This is a genomic window from Shewanella sp. 553, assembly GCF_059338375.1.
The window spans coordinates 1,994,751-2,011,576 of record NZ_CM181701.1; the positions used below are offsets into that span (position 1 = coordinate 1,994,751).

The following is a 16,826-nucleotide window of genomic DNA, read 5'->3' on the forward strand; positions in this document are numbered from 1 at the left end:
AAATAAGCTATCCGTTAGAAGTCGTAACGCAGACCTAAACTTACAATGGTGTCGTCAAAGTCTGAGTATTGTTTAACATCAAACTGACCAATTTCGGTATGAATACGGGTCGATTTGGCTAAACGGTACTCAGCGCCGACTGCCCACTGACTCACTTCTGGCACCACTAGTGCCGCATCACCTAGCGCATCATAGACACGATGTGCAATCTTGCCCGTACCCGAATCATCATTACCGTATTGCGCTTTTAGCAGCAGTTGGTCAATTTGATACGTGGCGCTGACGATAAAGCCTAAGCCATCACGATCTTCATAATGCGGTTTGCTTGGATTCATCAACTCAGTTTGCTGCACTATAGTACCAAGCTTTATGTTATCGAATTTAATGTGACCAACAAAACGAGTCGCTTTAATATCTTCGATACCATCAGAGTAACCCACGTTAAGGTAGACATCACCGCTCTTAAAGAACTTATCACCATAGGTAACAGCCACTTGATAGTTAGGGTTGTCTTTGCGAACATCGGATTCGGCAAAGTAATTGTCTTCCATCAAATAGCTCGCGCCTAGTTGTAACTTGTTCCATTTTGGACTCTTATACTCGAATGAGTCGCCATGGCGTTTATCACCAGGCATAAGACGATCGTGCTTTAGGCTGTAATTATCAAATGCATCGGCAAAGCCTTTGCCCATCTTAAATACAGAGTCGATACGACCTACCGCAAGTGCGCCTAAACTGTCGTGCTTAATACCGATAAATGTCGGACGCGCAGAGAACGGATTGTTTGACTTGCTTTGTGATGCGCCGTTAACGCCCACTTCGACCTTATAAAAAATTGACCAGTCTGGATTAAGCGCGGTTTCGCCTTTAACCCCAAGACGGCTGAAGTTGTTTTCTAAAATAGTGCCACTTTTACCGTCGTGAGTTGCGCTACCCGAATCTGAGTTAGTCACTGAATAGTCTAAACGACCATAAAAATTAACCGTATCATCAGCAAACAGCTGTGGTGACATAAGTAGACTGGTGGCTAATAAAGAAAGCGTAAATGTTTTCATAATCATCATCTCTTATCTTTGTATAAAGGGTTATTTAGTCGCAGGACGTTTGTGTTCCACAATCACACCATCGGCGCGCATCTGCTTATACAGAATATCGGCATGCTTTAGGTACAGATCCCATGAACTTGAACGCTTAGTGAAACCGGTTGCCGCGTAGCTACCGCTGTCACCTGTTGCAGGTAAATCATTGATGTCAAATAGTGATCCACCAGCCTTAAGATGTTCGTTAAGTGCATCAAACATCACGTTAAAGCCGATGCGTGCAGGCTCAACATAATTGATCGAGTCATACTTTGATTGACGATAATATTTTTTCATTGAGGCATCTGTTATCTGCGCTTTTTCATCAGCGAAGATCTCATCAAACTGCGCCTTAGCGATCTGCTTGGTGTCGGTATCAACTACGACACGTAACATGCCAGTGATCCCGGTCCATTTACCTTTGCTGTCTAGCACTTTTTCGGCGTGTTGATAGAACTTGTAATGGGTACCTTCAGTTTGGATTTGATCATAAATTTTGGCTGTTAATGGGATCATCGATTGCTGAATACTGTTTGATGCACCCGCAACAATATCGATACCTAGGTAGCGTAAACGGTTTGGCTCTTTTAGCTTGTTAGCCAATTTAGGATCGTGATTTGGGTTAGGTTCGAAGATGAGTTGGTCTTTCTCCATCATCAACTTTTCCATGGTCAGTGCTGATTGCACCCACGCCGTGCCTTTTTTCTTACCCATAGTGAAGTTGTATTCAGACATACGCTTAGGTACATCTTGGTATAAACGGGTGTAGTAGTTAGGGCGGCCGCTCTCGTTAAACTCGGCTAAAATAACGTCATCTTTGTTGGCGCTGTTAGTGACGACAGTCATGCTGCCTTTATGGCCCTGACGGAAACGAGCTTCCTCATAGTAATAGTCACCAGAGATTAACCCTAGTTGTGGTTGAATTGACCATTTCAATTTAAAGTCATCGTCACCTGAGGCTTCTTTTGAACCAACAGCCACATATTCAGGTTGAATACCGTTAGCACGTGGTAGTTTGTTAACCGCTTTTAAGATACCGTTTGATGAATAAGTGGCGCCAGATACCGCATCGATACCTTCATGACCATTGTTTTTAAGGACTTTTGCCAATAAACGTTCGGCATTAAGAAATAATGATTCGGTTTCATTATGAGACTGGGTTTTAATATCGACGATATTGCCCTGCTCCACTTTGACTTCGAGTACGATTTGGCTTTTTTTACCCTTAGCTTGTACTTGATGTACGCCATCAACGTATTTGCCAGGTGCTACTTGGGTGGCACAACCTACAGTAGTTAAACTAGCAAGTGTGATAGCGGTGAAAATAAGGCTTTGTTTAAAACGTTTTTGAGTGGTCATCTTTTGATTGCCCTTTTATTTAATCATTGGCTATCAGCATAAACCCACCAGATATTTCGACAATTGCGGAAAACCGCAGGTTTGCAACTTAACGTTAATAACTTTGAACAAGGTAACATTTCTCGAGAATATAATAGGTAGCACCACTAATTTAGTGCTACTTCTTATAGCAGGCAATTAATCAATAAAGATGCATTATGAAATATTCATTCCCCACATTACTCGCTTCAGCGGTTATTTTATGTAGCAGTGCTGCTGCGTTAGCAAATGATGTTAACGCGGCAAAAGTGTTACCTAGCGATAAATATTCGCCCGCGACACTAACGCAATTTTATCAATGTGAAGCCAACGGTTTAATCAGTTTTGATGACAAGGTCGCGACACTCAACACGGTTAAGTATTTTGGCACCTCGGTCACTATGAATCTGTACAATATGGATAATGTGCAAGCAAAAACAGCGCTGTGTAACGCATTAGCCGTGATCCAGGAGTATCACTATCTGGCATCCAATTACAGTACCTACCCTCATGTAACCAATATCAAAACCATTAACGAGTCTCCCAGTAAAACCCATAGTATCGATCCGCAGCTGACCGAGCTTATCGCATCAGGTATTGACTGGTATCAGCAGAGCAATGGCTATTTTAATATTGCGCTGTCACCCGTTATCGATCTGTGGCGCAATCACCGCTTTGCTTGCATTAAGGCTAATAATGATCCCAGCCAGTGCAGTATTCCGACACCTGCAGAATTAACTGCTGCAGCTAAATTGACTCACATAGAAGCGATCCAACTTGATAGGCAAGCCAATACCATTCGCTTACAAGAGGGCATGAGTATCGATTTAGGCGGTATTGCCAAAGGTTGGATGGCCGAAAAAGTGTACGACCAATTAAAAGCCGATGGTGCGCAGCAATTTATGATCAATGCAGGCGGTAATATTCGTCACTTTGGTCTGCATCCAGAGGGACGCCAGTTTGTCACTGCGATTGAAGATCCCCTATGTAAAAAAAGTGAGTATCAATTGCCTAAATGCGCCACCTTTGAGGGGCAATTCCATGAAGTGGTGACAGGTCAAGACTTGACTATCGTCAGTAGTGGCAATTACTTACGTTACTTTGAGGTGAAGGGTCAGCAATATCATCACTTAATTGACCCAACCACCCTTTATCCTAAGCCTAATGGCATAGCGACTACCGTAGTCTTAAATGAGCAGCAGATTTATGCTGATGTTATCTCAACCATGTTATTTTTAATGCCGCTAGATAAAGCGTTGGACTTTGTTAATCAACATGATTATGTCGAGGCCATTTGGTATTTAAATGAACAAGGCGAAAAAGTTGAGTCGAAACGTTTTAATCAATTTAGGGTTGCCTCGCAAAATGCGAACTGAATCCCAAATCGCCCCAAGCTTGCAATGCTACTCACGCGAATAATGAGATGGTAATCATAAAGCCAGTTTAATTAATTTAAGCTGGCTTTTTAATTTCATAAGTATCATCCATAAACTTTTTATTAATTTTTAAAATGAAAGCCTACTATTTATATTTAATCTACCTAAAATTTAAATCACCTCTCTAAGTGAAATCTAAAATGATAAATAAATAGCCATATTGATAACGAGTGATTTTTTATGGTGGCTAACGCTGACCACCTTTTGAGCACAACCAATTTATTTATCTTGCCATATCAAATCTGATTTTATCATTTATCACGTTTACCTCTGAGACAGAGCGTTTCACCTGAGCTTAGCGCCGAACTAATGATAATTGACAGTCAAGTCGCCTTTATCCTTGAACGATTTGTACCTCTATCTCCCCGCCCCCTTGTGAGCCAGATCACCTCCTGTAATTAAGCAATTAAGAAAATAAGCCAAAGTAAGTCATAATACTGACTATGATATGTTGCTATTGGCCCCTTAAATGAGTTTGCCCGCGCAAAATACAGCGTTATCGCTATCAACCAACGCTATCTTCAGGATGTTTACCTTACTACTGACCATAACCATTACTTTGGGTATGGGGATAGGGATTGCTCATGGCGAAGATGATGTCGCTATTGCCTCTGGTCAAGATGCACAAACAGCTATGGTAAGTGAGCAGAGCCACGAGCGCCCCTTCACTGTGGGAGCGCTGGCATTTTCTGCACCCGAGGTGGTTTATCAACGTTGGGCGCCCACCTTGGCGCGGGTGAGTCAAGCCACCGGGATCCCATTGACACTAGTGCCGCTCACGCCCGATCAACTGGTTGCCAGAGTGGCCAACAATGAGCTCGACTTCATTATTGGTAACGCCCTCATTACTGTGGCGTTTAAAAAAGATTACGGAGTAAGTCACTTATTGACTTTAGTCCCCCACATTAGAGCAACACCAGAACACGCCATTGGCTCGGCCTTGATCGCTAAAAAAGATCTGAATATCAATAGCCTTAATGATCTTAAGCCACTAGGTATCATCTCAACCGATCCTAACGCCTTTGGTGGCTTTCAAATTATTGCCGGTGAGATGGTTGAACAAGGTATTGCACCGCTTAGCGATCTCAAGCAACTTAACTTTGTTGGCTTTCCCCAAGATAAACTACTCAACTACATACTTGAAGATCGCGCCGATGTGGCCATTTTACCCAGTTGCGTATTAGAAAATGCCATTAACAGGGCAGCGATTCCGGCCGATAAACTACACGTTTTATTACCGCAGGTGCACAGCGACTTCCAATGTCAGGTTTCAAGCAAGCTTTACCCCTCATATGCTTTTTCTAAGCTGGGACACACTGATCACCGTGTTGCAACGCAAATAGTACGTGAACTATTGACGATCGATGCTGACGATGCTGAAGCGATAACCGGGCGCTACCAATATTGGTCGGCACCGGTACAGGATAATCACGTGTTTGCCTTACTCGAACATCTGGATCGCTGGCCTTTTGTGACCAACTGGCAGCGACTGGTCGCCGATATGACGCCTTGGGCCATGCTCACTGGCTTAGTGTTACTTTTGGGATACTTACACCACCTGCGAGTGAAACGGTTAGTGGTAAAGCGCACTCAAGCCTTAAGCGATGAAATGGCGCAGCACAAAAACACCCAAAAGACGCTATTTGAACAACAAAAGCAATTTTATAGAGCGCAGCGAGTATTATTAACCGGTGAAATGGCTTCTGGTATCGCCCATGAACTCAATCAACCGCTGGCTGGGATCCGCTATCTGACCCAAGGGTGTATCTATCGTCTTGGAGACGGTCATGATGAGTTAAAATCGGCCCTCACCAAAGCGATTCAACAAGTGGATCGAGCGCAAAACACCATCAAGCGTTTTCGCCAATTTTGCCACCAGCCAAGTGTACTACAAGATTGTGACTTACAAGAGCTTATCGAAGATACCCTCAATTTAATGCAACCTGACTTTAATCGAATAAAGCTGCACCCCCACTTAAACTTAATGCCACTCACCGTATCGATTGACGTGAGTTTGATGCAGCAGGTGATCGTTAATCTGCTGCGTAATGCGCTCGATGCCATGGAAACCATAGAGCAACCTAAGTTGTCATTGTTAACCTGCCAAACCGAGCAAGACGCTCACATCGCCATTACCGATAATGGTATAGGGTTAAGCGAAGCGGCACTGCAGCGACTATTCTTCCCTTTTGAAACATCAAAGGTGCATGGGCTCGGGTTGGGTATGGTGGTGTGTAAACGCATTATCGAAGAGCACGGGGGGAAAATTCGCGCTATGAACAATCACGAACTCAATACCAGTGATGCTCCCTGGGCAACTCCTTACCCACGTGGTGTAACCATCCTCGTGACACTTCCACTGAAGGCGCAGACAGATGTGTAAATTGTATTTAGTCGACGACGACCAAGATGTATTGGACTCTTTGAGCTGGATGCTCGACGGACTGGGCCATCAAACCCACAGTTTTCTCTCAGGAGAGGCATTTCTCGCTCAGGTCAATCTGCAGCAACCCGGCATTGCCATCTTAGATATTCAGATGCCTAGTATCGATGGTATCGAGTTATTAGACAGGATAAAAGCGACCCATAGCCCAATTGCCGTCATCATGCTCACAGGCCACGGCACCATTAATATGGCGGTGCAATCCATTCAAAAAGGGGCGCTCGACTTTCTCGAAAAGCCAGTCGATGGCGACAAACTTAACAGCTTAATCAAGCTAGCCGAGCACGAGACCGCCAATAGCTATGCCCAGCGAACCCAACAAGCGAGTGTGAGTGAGCGCATCGCTAGCTTAACGCCGCGCGAGCGGCAAGTAATGCATAAAGTGTTAGAAGGTAAACTTAATAAGGTGATCGCCAATGAGCTTGATATCGCCCAGCGCACCATAGAATTACATCGACAAAAAGTGATGCAAAAAATGCAGGTTAATAATATTGCTGAATTGGCGTATCTGATGGCGAAAAGTGATGCCGACATCAAAGTGCCACATTAGTGACCTAAGTAGGAAAACTGCATGAATGTAAAAAAGGTTTTTGTTACCCACAGCATCGCACTCATGATCATGTCTGCATTTAGCTGTGCACAGGCATCACCGGCAAGACTATCAGTCGACAGCCCTGCCAACTTAGCTCAACCGTCACCGTACCAAACCGTGGCGCAAGATTTTAATGATCAATTTCACCAAGCACTTAAAAAGCATAAAGTTCCTGGCGGTGCCATGGTGGTGGTACAAGGAGATAGCATTGCCACGCTTGCTACCTTTGGTAAGCGTCGTAAAGGGGGCAAGGATAAGGTCGATGCTAATACGGTATTTCGCCTCGCCTCGATATCGAAAACCTTTGCTGGGACTCTCGCCAGCCTGCTAGTACATGAGCACAATCTGAGTTGGCAGCAACCGATCGTGGCTTACTTACCCGAGTTTCGCTTAGCCGATCCTAAGCAAAGCCAACAGATCACCCTAGGTCATATTGTCGGCCAAAGCAGCGGCCTCATGCCCAATAGCTACGACAACCTAATCAATGCCAACGTCAAACTGGATAAAGTGGTCAGCCAATTTGTTAAGCTTAACCCTATCTGTGCTCCTGGGGTGTGTTATAGCTACCAAAATATTGCTTTCTCATTTATTCAGCAGGCTATCGAACAAGAAAGTGGCCAAAGTTATGATGAGCTGATTAACCAACGACTATTTGTCCCTTTAGCAATGGACACGGCCTCAGTCGGCTTTGCGGCGTTTAATCATGCCAGCAATCGCGCCGAGCCACATATTAAAACCCGAAGCGGTTTTAAGCGCGTCAAGGTTAAACCTAATTATTATCAGTTAGCCCCCGCCGCAGGGGTTAATGCCAGCATCACAGATATCAGCAAATGGCTTATTGCCAATATGGGTTATCGGCCCGATGTGGTCCCCCAACGAGTGCTTGAAGATGTAACCACACCAGGTGTACGCACCACCAAAGAACTTAGGCGACGAGATTGGCGACCTTACCTTGATGACGCCCACTATGGTAAAGGGTGGCGAGTCTATCAATTTGAAGGTCAAACGTTGATATATCATGCAGGTTGGGTAGCGGGTTATGTGGCAGAAATTGCCTATTCGCCAGAGCTTAAGCTGGGGATGGCCATTTTACTTAATGGCGAATCGAGAGTAGTGAGCGAGCTTAGCGCGCAATTTTGGCATCAAGTATTTAGCCTTCATAACCATAACAGGCTCAATTGATAGGTAAGCTAATAGCGTTAAATGACAACAACTGAGTCGTTTCTCTCAATGAAGGGCTATACCAAGCAAGAATAATGGATTAATAAACAGATAAAAAAGGAAGGCACGTGGAGGAGTGCCTTCCGAAGGTGATGGACAAACTCAACTAGAATGTGTCTGCAGGGATACACTCTATAGTCAAAAATACGTTTGCTCCAAAACGACTGCGTTAAACCAAATGGATTAATACCAACCAGCCAAAACAGTCCCTATCAAACGATAAACGCACAATACGAAATGCTTCAGTAGATGCTCGATAACGATGATGGGGCACGGAGCAGTGGTAGTCGTTACGTGACGCGAATGTAACAAGATCACTCTTAATCTGTGTTAACGCTATTTTTTATGCCAGCCTAACGCTAATAACATGTCGAGCTGGTTAAAATTCGCATAGAATACTCATTTGAATAAAAATACCGCTTTATGCACTTTTGAAAATATAACCCCGAGATATTTTTAACCGATATTCAGAATGAGGCATAACTATTCATCATTTAGCATCACCAAGCCATGAACGATAGACAATAAATACCCGTAATTACCCTATAAATACGTCAAAGCGTTTTACCATCGAGTTGATAAAGAGCGCCGTGCCGTTGCTAGGTATCACAACAACAGCGGCTAGCTCTTTTAGATTATCGGTTAAGGCTGAGTTTAAAAGCTGTTTGTAAGTCCTGTAACGGTGAGAGATCTAGGGTGCTTTTACGGCTACGACTAAACAATGATGACTCAATAAACAGTGAGAACCAGGCATTAAGGCTATTAGCGTTGGCGACTTCACCTGCGCTTGCTAGCGCTAACGCGGCCACTTCGGCGGTACCTAACTGGAAATCGCGACTGCCCTTACGTAAGCCATAACGCGCAGCGGTCTCTGGGGTAAAAGATAATAGCGGCAGTTGATGTAAATAAGGGCTTTTACTGAACATTTTAATCGCTTCTCGCCAACTACCATCGAGTAACACCAATAAGGGCCGCTTTCCTGAAGGAGACGCTTCGACTTGGCCTGTTTGGGTCACCGACTCGACAACCGCTTGACCCGGTTTAGCGTATTCACTGGGAAACACCACATAAGGTTGATAGTGCGGCGAGTTAAGCAGGTTCAATAGTTTGCGATTAGCGTAGTTACGCGACCAAATATAAGCATGGGTATCGGGAATAAGATCGGCAATTAAGCGTCCCGAATTACTGGGCTTTAACACTTCATCGTCGTACATGATCAATAAAAAACTGACATTGGAGTCAAGCTGTCGACGAAATTCACAGGTACAAAACTGCTGCGCCAATAAGCAGGCCTCGCAGCGTAGCAGGTTTTTACCGCGAGCATTATAGGGTCTGGTTGAGATCGCTTTACGATATTGATATCGCTGGTGGATAGCGTGAGGTGTAAAACCCATAATCTATTTTTTGCCTTTAAAAAATTTCAATGCAATGGTGGCGCCACATCTATCGTTGTGTCGACGATACGCCAAAGGTTCCTCTATTATAGAGGACAATAAAAAAGCGAGCATCTGCTCGCCTTTTTGATGGGTTTATCACCACTAGAGTATGCGGCGCAGTAAAAAGTCAGCCTTAATGCGCCGAATGCGATTCATAATTTTGCGCACCGGCGCTGGGTAATCTTTTAAGGTTTCAATTTGACTGTAGTGATACAAACGCTGGGTATGCTCAAGAATATGCGCCTGTTCATCAGCAAAGTGTGATTGCCAGCACCCCTCTTTATCGTGGATAAGCAAGCCATTTTCTAAGTCCAGCGCCCAAGCACGCGGATTAAGATTAGACCCGGTGATCAGATGATACTGTTCATCCGAGCTTATTCCCTTAAGGTGATAACTATTACGCCCATGTTTCCATAAATGAATGTTCAGCTGACCTGAGTCGATAGCCCACTGCTGGCGCTTAGCAAATTTGCGCAGCGCCTGTTCATACAAGTAAGGCAGTGCGCCAATGGTGGAGAACTGCTCTTCTGGCGGAATAAAAAAGTCGTTAGCCGTTTTGTCACCCACCACAATATCGATGCGTTTTCCCTGCTTAAGGTGCTTAGATAAGGCGCGAGACAATATATAGGGCGGATTAAAATAGGGAGTGCAGATAAACAGTGAGCGCTTAGATTCAGCAACCAAATCAACAATCAGCCGATTGAGTTTATTACGCTTACGACCTAGTCCCACTAACGGCGTCACTCGATTACCGCGTTTGGTGGCAGTAAACTCATATTTTGCCGCGCTTAAACGCGATTTAAGTGTGCGTACATCGGCCTTATCGGGTAACAGCTCGCTCTCTTGCGGCTGAGTTAATGACGTCACCGCTTTATCGCTAACAATGTAATCTTGCACCATTTGGCGCATTGATCGAGCGAGCTCTGGCGAATCAATCACGTGATAACGATCGAAGCGGTATTTATCGCCTTGATGTAGATAGATATTATTTAAACTGGCGCCGCTATAGATAACGGTATCGTCGATAATGAAGCCCTTGAGGTGTAATACCCCCATAAACTCACGAGATTTCACCGGCACCCCTAGAATGGTGATCGGATATTCTGCCTGTCCCATCACCTTGCGATACATTAAATAATTGCCACTATCGCCTTTGTGACCAATGAGTCCGCGGCGCGCACGATGAAAATCCACCAAGACAGTGACATCTAATTGGGGGTTGTTGGCTTTGGCATCCATAAGCGCCGTGAGAATTTCACGACCCGCTTCGTCATCCTCGAGATACAATGCGGCGATCGTGATGGCAAACTTAGCCTGAGAAATCTGTGTTAATAATTCGGCTTTAAGCGCCGAAGGGGTTAGCAACCAACGAATTGCATCGGGTTGTAACGCAATACCACCTAGCTGATCCAGCAAGGTATCCTCCTTCAAAAATAGTGACCATCACGGCAATAGCAAGGGTATAAATACCCTGATACATGACTTAAAGGCTTCAATAACTAATCAACGCAATCCAGCGTGATTATGTGCCCTTATGCCCCGTGATGTATGTCAGGATCTTGGTCTCACATGAGCACTTCAAATTGCCTAGCTGCGTAGCTATTTATAATCCGCAAACCACCCGAGTGGTAATGCGTGAAGCTCCATCGACACAATAATGCCCCATGGCGAGCCTATCCTTCTCTCAAGGGGATAGAAATTACCGATTTACACTAGATGGGGCAAGGTTTTTCTACAAGATTGGGAGTTGACGAGCTAAATAATGGTTTTAATTTAACCAAACAGTTAAGTGACGCCCAATTATTGTGCATCGGCGTCAAATTTATGCAGTCGTCACGGCTTTTATATTACTGCAAGGCTACAATAAAACGTTGGCGTTAAAATGAGATCACTATGAACATCAAATTACTTATCACTCTAGCCTTAACGTTGTTGGCCGCTTGGGGGATTTTTCATTTTAAAACCCAGTTGGGTTTACTGATATTACCGTTATTTATTGCACTGGTGCTCTTTGTCACCTTGCGCCTATACCGCTTGATGGAAAAAGATGCGCCTGAAGATAAAGATTAAACACGCAAGTTAAAACTCACTAGAAAAGAGGAAAGTTGCTTGCTGGCATCGAGCTGTCCATAATGGGCCTTTAGCCTCAACGTTATCATTGCCATGCCTTTTAAACTGTTCGCCACTCAATGTTTCCCTTCTCGCCACCCATTATGGCTCAGCCTAACTCTAGTAGGTGCGCTTACCAGCGTCTCACAAACGGGCTACAGCACTGAGTACGCAAGCACAGCGACAACAGCCACACGGACATCCCCCCTCCCATTACAGACACCATTTCAAGTACAGGCTCAATCACAATCTAAGTCGCAAGCAAACGCCGTAACATTGCAGCAATGGCAGCCGGCAACGTTTGAAAGCATGACTCGTCAGTTAGCCCCACGTCACTCCCAATTAGCCATCGGCGTGGTCGACTTACATTCAGGCCAGGCGTTATATCAGCACAATATTGATACTTTAATGCAGCCCGCTAGCACCCAAAAGCTGCTGACCGCCGTTGCAGCAACGGCTCAACTGGGCAATGCCTTTCGCTTTACCACCGCCCTTTATAGTCAATCAGTGAACCAACAAGGAGAGCTTAATGGCGATCTCTATATACGCTTTAGCGGCGATCCCAGCCTCACCCGCAATGATTTAAGCTATTTAATACAACAGCTCTTTGAGCAAGGCGTACATACCATTAAGGGGAACGTCTATTTGGTGGGTCAGGCCGAAGAGCAGCTTCGCGCTCCTGGTTGGGTGTGGGACGATCTAGGCATCTGTTACGCCGCGCCTGTGTCGCAATTTGTCATTGATAGAAATTGCATTTTCGGTGAACTCACGCCGCAACTTGGCAGCAATCACAGCCAGTTGAATTTTCCAAAGGATCTTCCTGTCACCTTAACGACCAGTGCCCAGTTTGATAAAAATAATCAACGGGCATTGTGCGATTTGGCATTACAACGCTTACCCAACAATCACTTTCACTTAAGCGGTTGCTTTGCGGGTAACCAAGCATTGAAGCTGGCCATCGCCATTAATGAACCAGCCCTTTACGCCCAGCAAGTAGTGACTCAACTTTTTGCCAAAAGTAATGTGCGCCTGAGCGGTAACGTGCTGCTCAGCAACCAAGTCAACCAGCAGGCCAAATTGCTGGCGCAGCATTACTCGGCTGCCTTGCCTGAACTGCTGAGCACCATGTTACTGACCTCTGATAACTTAATTGCCGATAGCCTATTCAAAGCGCTAGGCGCGGATGTGTATCAACAGCCAGGCACATTTCTCTCTGGCGCTAAAGCAATGAAACAGGTTTTAACTGATGAAGGCATTGACCTTGACTATGGGCAAATTATCGATGGCTCAGGGCTATCACGCTATAACTTGTTAAGCGCAAGGCAACTGACGCAGGTATTACTGCTTATTTATCAAGATGAGCGCTTTAGGTCTTTACTGGCGCAGTTACCGCTGGCCGGGCGTAGCGGCTCTTTGCGATACAAATCGGGTTACCGCCAAGCCCCCTTGCAAGATAAGGTGCGGGCTAAAACAGGTTCAATGCAAGGGGTCGACAACTTAGCAGGCTATTTAGGCTTAAATGCTGAAGATAATCTGCTATTTGTGATCCTTGAAAATGGCATTGGCCCGCAGCAAAAGCAGCCACAACCCATGCCCTTTAGCACGCAATGGTTAACGGCGTTATTGAAAGAATCCCAACCAACGCCCTCTCAGTAAGCATTAGTAACAAAAACGCGTCTAAGTTGGCCTTAGACGCGTTGTTTATGTCGCTTTTATAGAGCTATTCGTCAGCATTTAGAATAGCGATTCATCCATTGCCATCACCGTCGCATCGCCACTACTGACTTGAGCTAAATGGTAATCGACCTTAGGTAACAGTTTAGCCATATAAAAATCAGCCAATTGCTGTTTGGTTTGGCTAAATTGTTGATCTTGATGGTCTGCGGCTTTATCGGCCATCAATAACCAGTAATAGCCATACATTAGATGACCAAAGGCATCGAGAAAGTCGACCGCCGAGGCATTGATCAATGCAGGTTGAGTCAATTTATTATCGTTGATCTGGTGCGCCACCGTTAATAGCGCTTCAAATCGTGAAGCCACCGCATTTTTATGCTCGTCACAAATGTGCGTCATCGCGGTCAAGGTTGCTTGATGTTCAGTGACAAATTCAGTCAATGCAGTGACATTATCGCCTGTGGTTTTACGGCCTAAGAAGTCGATAGCTTGGATACCATTAGTACCCTCATAGATCTGGGCGATACGAGTGTCGCGCACTAGCTGCTCAATGCCGGTTTCACGAATATAACCGTGACCACCAAACACTTGCTGAGCCATCACCGCGGCATCTAAACCTCTATCGGACAAAAACGCCTTAGCAACTGGAGTCATCAAGCCAACATAACGAGCGGCTTTGGCTTTAACTTCACCTTCACCATATTTGGCTAAATCCAATTGTTGACCGGTATAGACTGACATTGCACGGCCAGCTTCGGTATAACAACGGATATTCAGCAGCATGCGCCTAACATCACCGTGGACCAAAATAGGATCGCTTATCGCCCCAGTTGGTGAGCCGCCAGCGGCAACGCCTTGAGTACGCTCTTTTGCATACTCAGCAGCCATCTGATAAGCCGCTTGAGATGTACCCAGCCCTTGAATGCCAATGGCTAAGCGCTCATAGTTCATCATGGTGAACATGCAGACTAACCCGCGATTGGCTTTACCAATGAGGTAACCTTGAGCATTATCAAAGTTCATCACACAGGTCGCAGAGCCCTTAAGCCCCATTTTGTGTTCGATCGACCCAACAGTGACGCCGTTAGTCTCACCCAGCTCACCGTCATCATTCACCTTAATCTTAGGCACTAAAAATAGCGAAATACCGTTTGAGTCAGGCAACTTGGCCAAAACCAGATGGATAACGTTGTCGGTGAGATCGTGATCGCCACCAGTAATGAATATTTTACTGCCGCTAATAAGATAGCTGCCATCATCTTGTGGCACTGCTTTGGTGCGAATGTTACGCAGATCCGAGCCCGCTTGCGGCTCTGTCATGTCCATGGCTCCAGCCCATTCACCGCTATAAAGCTGAGGTAAATAGACTGCTTTAAGTGCATCACTGCCATGAGCGTTAATGCATAAAGCCGCGCCCGCCGTTAATGAGCCGTACAGCGTAAAAGCGTTACAGGCACTGTAAGCCATCTCATCGACAAGAACCCCGAGCATTTTAGGCATTCCCATACCACCGAAATCAGGCTCACCGCAGAGTCCAATCCACCCCCCCTGCGCATACTCCTCATACACCGCTTTATAACCGTCGGGTGTGATCACCTTATCACCTTGATGACGCACGCCTTGCTCATCGCCACTGCGGTTTATAGGATGGATCAAATCACGCGCGATTTTATCGGCTTCATCCATAATAGCCACCGCGGTATCCATGTCTACCGACTCGGTAAGTTGAGGTAGCTTAGCCCAGGTTTGCGGTGCATCAAATACACCTTCTAGCAGGAATTTCATGTCAGCCAACGGCGCGTAATATGGATTCATCTTTTACTCTCAAACATCAAATTAAAACAGTTGTTTTAATCTATACTAACTCGTTAACAGAATAAAGCCTTTTGTTAAGGAACCGTGGGCTGCTTCCATAAAAAAAGCCCCGCAAAAATTGCGAGGCTATTTGATAAAAATTTACAGCGATCACCACATTAAATCGTCAGGGATCACATAATCCGCGTAAGGATCGTCTTCAGCCACTGTCTCTGCTTGCGCATCTTGTTGCCACAAGTAACCGCACCACTCAGGTACCAATAAGTGGACTCGTTCAGCTAATTTATGCGGCACCAAATAACTGGTCTCTTCATAACGAACGATCCCAAGTTGGCCATTAAGTAGCTGGCTTTGCAGCTTGTCGGTAATGTAAACAGAATAAATTTTAGTGCCTAGAGTGTAGTTAAATTTAACTTCAGCTCCTTTAGGGACATCAACGGCGAGACGCTTAAACTCGGTGATAAGCCCTCTTACTTGGCCTTTTTCTGTCGCCTGGGCAAAGCGTTGCTCATTGAGCGCTTTGTCTTTGGCTATTTGAGCCTGCTTCTTGGCGGCGATTTCTTGCTTTAGCGCCTCTGAGCCATCGTCTACCTTGGCTTTACGATCGCGGCGTTTTTGGGTTTTAGTATCACGCACTTTTTGTTTGCTTACTAAACCCGCTTTTAACAGTTGTTCTTGAAATGGGTTCGCCATGGGTTTCTCACTATCCTTGATAGCAAGCATTGCTGCTATCTCGTTATGGGTTATAAAATGAGTCTATCTATTAAATACAGTCATTAAGCACGAGGGCTCATCTGGGCTAATTTGCTCAGTTCGCTCATCGCCAAGCTTGCGCCGCCTAGGGACCAGCCACCATCTACAGGTAAGATGGTACCTGTGATATAGCTCGCCATGGGTGATGCCAAAAATAACGCGGCATTGGCAATGTCTTGGCATTGACCATTGCGTTGCAGTGGCACGCTTTGAGCCACCCGTTGCTGTAATGCCTCACTCGGCGCTAAACGATTAAAGCCTTCGGTGTCGGCAATGGGGCCTGGTACTATCGAATTAACGCGGATCCCTTCACTCCCCCACTCTAATGCCAAACTTTTGGTTAACATATCGACGCCAGCTTTGGCAGCGCTGACATGTGCCTGCATTGGCATGGCAATATAAGCCTGAGGCGCTGAGATCTGAATGATGCTGCTACCCGGTCTTTTCAGCAACGGATAAGCCTGTTTTAACACCTGAAAACTGCCCAGTAAATCAATGTCCATCACCGATTTAAAGCCATTTTCGCTCAATTGAGCTGCCAAGGCGGGGAAATTACCCGCAGCGCCACTAACTAAAATATCGATATGCTGATATTGAGTGGCAATAACGGCAAAGCCTGCCTTTACCCGCTCAAGATCGCGCACATCGAAACTGACACCGAGCATGTTTGCATTTGGGTTAATGCTTTGCAGTTGGTTAACGGCCGCATCGACTTTATCTTGGCTACGGCTCGCCACTGCCACATTAGCACCAGCATGGGCAAATGCCTTGGCAATGCCTAAATTAATGCCACTGGTGCCACCGACAACGACGACATGTTTACCTGAGTAATCGAATATTGCTTGGTTATCTTGCATGGTATTTCAATCCCTCCAATCATCTGTTGCC

General features: G+C 45.5%; 13 protein-coding genes. 6 read left to right on the plus strand and 7 right to left on the minus strand.

Features of this window, described 5'->3' with window-relative positions; translation table 11 throughout:
- Positions 1-14: 14 nt before the first annotated feature.
- Together AC5YBZ_RS09000 and AC5YBZ_RS09005 are read right to left on the minus strand one after the other, a co-directional pair.
- Positions 15-1,055 (minus strand): porin, encoded by a 1,041-nt coding sequence (locus AC5YBZ_RS09000; protein WP_494519100.1) that lies wholly within the window; start codon positions 1,053-1,055, stop codon positions 15-17.
- A 30-nt stretch (positions 1,056-1,085) separates the two neighbouring features.
- Positions 1,086-2,438: an FMN-binding protein gene (locus tag AC5YBZ_RS09005; protein ID WP_494519099.1), complete on the minus strand. Its 1,353-nt coding sequence runs from the start codon at positions 2,436-2,438 to the stop codon at positions 1,086-1,088.
- A 197-nt stretch (positions 2,439-2,635) separates the two neighbouring features.
- Between AC5YBZ_RS09005 and AC5YBZ_RS09010 the strand changes: the two genes are divergently transcribed.
- The 4 genes from AC5YBZ_RS09010 (at position 2,636) to AC5YBZ_RS09025 (ending at position 8,109) form a co-directional block, all read left to right on the plus strand.
- Positions 2,636-3,832, plus strand: coding sequence for an FAD:protein FMN transferase (locus tag AC5YBZ_RS09010; protein WP_494543692.1), 1,197 nt, complete (start codon positions 2,636-2,638; stop codon positions 3,830-3,832).
- Positions 3,833-4,361: 529 nt separating this feature from the next.
- Complete coding sequence (locus AC5YBZ_RS09015) at positions 4,362-6,275, plus strand: sensor histidine kinase (RefSeq protein ID WP_494523548.1); 1,914 nt, start codon at positions 4,362-4,364, stop codon at positions 6,273-6,275.
- Positions 6,268-6,885 carry a response regulator transcription factor gene (locus AC5YBZ_RS09020; RefSeq protein ID WP_494523549.1) on the plus strand — a complete coding sequence of 206 codons (618 nt, stop codon included), beginning with the start codon at positions 6,268-6,270 and terminating at the stop codon, positions 6,883-6,885. The genes AC5YBZ_RS09015 and AC5YBZ_RS09020 overlap by 8 nt, the downstream gene beginning before the upstream one ends.
- Before the next feature lie 21 nt (positions 6,886-6,906).
- Positions 6,907-8,109 (plus strand): serine hydrolase domain-containing protein, encoded by a 1,203-nt coding sequence (locus tag AC5YBZ_RS09025; protein WP_494519095.1) that lies wholly within the window; start codon positions 6,907-6,909, stop codon positions 8,107-8,109.
- A gap of 674 nt (positions 8,110-8,783) precedes the next feature.
- On the opposite strand, the gene AC5YBZ_RS09030 is transcribed toward AC5YBZ_RS09025, so the two are convergent.
- Both AC5YBZ_RS09030 and pssA read right to left on the minus strand, forming a co-directional pair.
- The gene (locus tag AC5YBZ_RS09030) at positions 8,784-9,542 is read right to left on the minus strand and encodes a tRNA-uridine aminocarboxypropyltransferase (protein WP_475516873.1); all 759 of its coding nucleotides are present in this window, start codon (positions 9,540-9,542) and stop codon (positions 8,784-8,786) included.
- Positions 9,543-9,686: 144 nt separating this feature from the next.
- Complete coding sequence (gene pssA, locus AC5YBZ_RS09035; protein WP_494519094.1) at positions 9,687-11,000, minus strand: CDP-diacylglycerol--serine O-phosphatidyltransferase; 1,314 nt, start codon at positions 10,998-11,000, stop codon at positions 9,687-9,689.
- Positions 11,001-11,477: 477 nt separating this feature from the next.
- Between pssA and AC5YBZ_RS09040 the strand changes: the two genes are divergently transcribed.
- Positions 11,478-11,654: a hypothetical protein gene (locus tag AC5YBZ_RS09040; RefSeq protein WP_494519093.1), complete on the plus strand. Its 177-nt coding sequence runs from the start codon at positions 11,478-11,480 to the stop codon at positions 11,652-11,654.
- A 348-nt stretch (positions 11,655-12,002) separates the two neighbouring features.
- Entirely contained in the window at positions 12,003-13,349 is a 1,347-nt protein-coding gene (gene dacB / locus AC5YBZ_RS09045; RefSeq protein WP_494543693.1) for a D-alanyl-D-alanine carboxypeptidase/D-alanyl-D-alanine endopeptidase, read from the plus strand.
- A 78-nt stretch (positions 13,350-13,427) separates the two neighbouring features.
- On the opposite strand, the gene AC5YBZ_RS09050 is transcribed toward dacB, so the two are convergent.
- The 3 genes from AC5YBZ_RS09050 to AC5YBZ_RS09060 form a co-directional block, all read right to left on the minus strand.
- Positions 13,428-15,185 (minus strand): acyl-CoA dehydrogenase C-terminal domain-containing protein, encoded by a 1,758-nt coding sequence (locus AC5YBZ_RS09050; protein WP_494543694.1) that lies wholly within the window; start codon positions 15,183-15,185, stop codon positions 13,428-13,430.
- 150 nt (positions 15,186-15,335) lie between these two features.
- The gene (locus AC5YBZ_RS09055; RefSeq protein WP_110457853.1) at positions 15,336-15,878 is read right to left on the minus strand and encodes a DUF2058 domain-containing protein; all 543 of its coding nucleotides are present in this window, start codon (positions 15,876-15,878) and stop codon (positions 15,336-15,338) included.
- 83 nt (positions 15,879-15,961) lie between these two features.
- Positions 15,962-16,795 (minus strand): SDR family oxidoreductase, encoded by an 834-nt coding sequence (locus tag AC5YBZ_RS09060; protein ID WP_494519090.1) that lies wholly within the window; start codon positions 16,793-16,795, stop codon positions 15,962-15,964.
- Between the last annotated feature and the right edge of the window lie 31 nt (positions 16,796-16,826).

Bases quoted from the DNA above. Each gene is read 5' to 3' on its own strand.
- AC5YBZ_RS09000 (WP_494519100.1), bottom strand. From the start codon at position 1,055: ATGAAAACATTTACGCTTTCTTTATTAGCCACCAGTCTACTTATGTCA.
- AC5YBZ_RS09040 (WP_494519093.1), top strand. From the start codon at position 11,478: ATGAACATCAAATTACTTATCACTCTAGCCTTAACGTTGTTGGCCGCT.
- AC5YBZ_RS09060 (WP_494519090.1), bottom strand. From the start codon at position 16,795: ATGCAAGATAACCAAGCAATATTCGATTACTCAGGTAAACATGTCGTC.
- AC5YBZ_RS09025 (WP_494519095.1), top strand. From the start codon at position 6,907: ATGAATGTAAAAAAGGTTTTTGTTACCCACAGCATCGCACTCATGATC.
- AC5YBZ_RS09055 (WP_110457853.1), bottom strand. From the start codon at position 15,878: ATGGCGAACCCATTTCAAGAACAACTGTTAAAAGCGGGTTTAGTAAGC.
- AC5YBZ_RS09005 (WP_494519099.1), bottom strand. From the start codon at position 2,438: ATGACCACTCAAAAACGTTTTAAACAAAGCCTTATTTTCACCGCTATC.
- AC5YBZ_RS09010 (WP_494543692.1), top strand. From the start codon at position 2,636: ATGAAATATTCATTCCCCACATTACTCGCTTCAGCGGTTATTTTATGT.
- AC5YBZ_RS09030 (WP_475516873.1), bottom strand. From the start codon at position 9,542: ATGGGTTTTACACCTCACGCTATCCACCAGCGATATCAATATCGTAAA.
- AC5YBZ_RS09015 (WP_494523548.1), top strand. From the start codon at position 4,362: ATGAGTTTGCCCGCGCAAAATACAGCGTTATCGCTATCAACCAACGCT.
- dacB (WP_494543693.1), top strand. From the start codon at position 12,003: ATGACTCGTCAGTTAGCCCCACGTCACTCCCAATTAGCCATCGGCGTG.
- AC5YBZ_RS09050 (WP_494543694.1), bottom strand. From the start codon at position 15,185: ATGAATCCATATTACGCGCCGTTGGCTGACATGAAATTCCTGCTAGAA.
- AC5YBZ_RS09020 (WP_494523549.1), top strand. From the start codon at position 6,268: ATGTGTAAATTGTATTTAGTCGACGACGACCAAGATGTATTGGACTCT.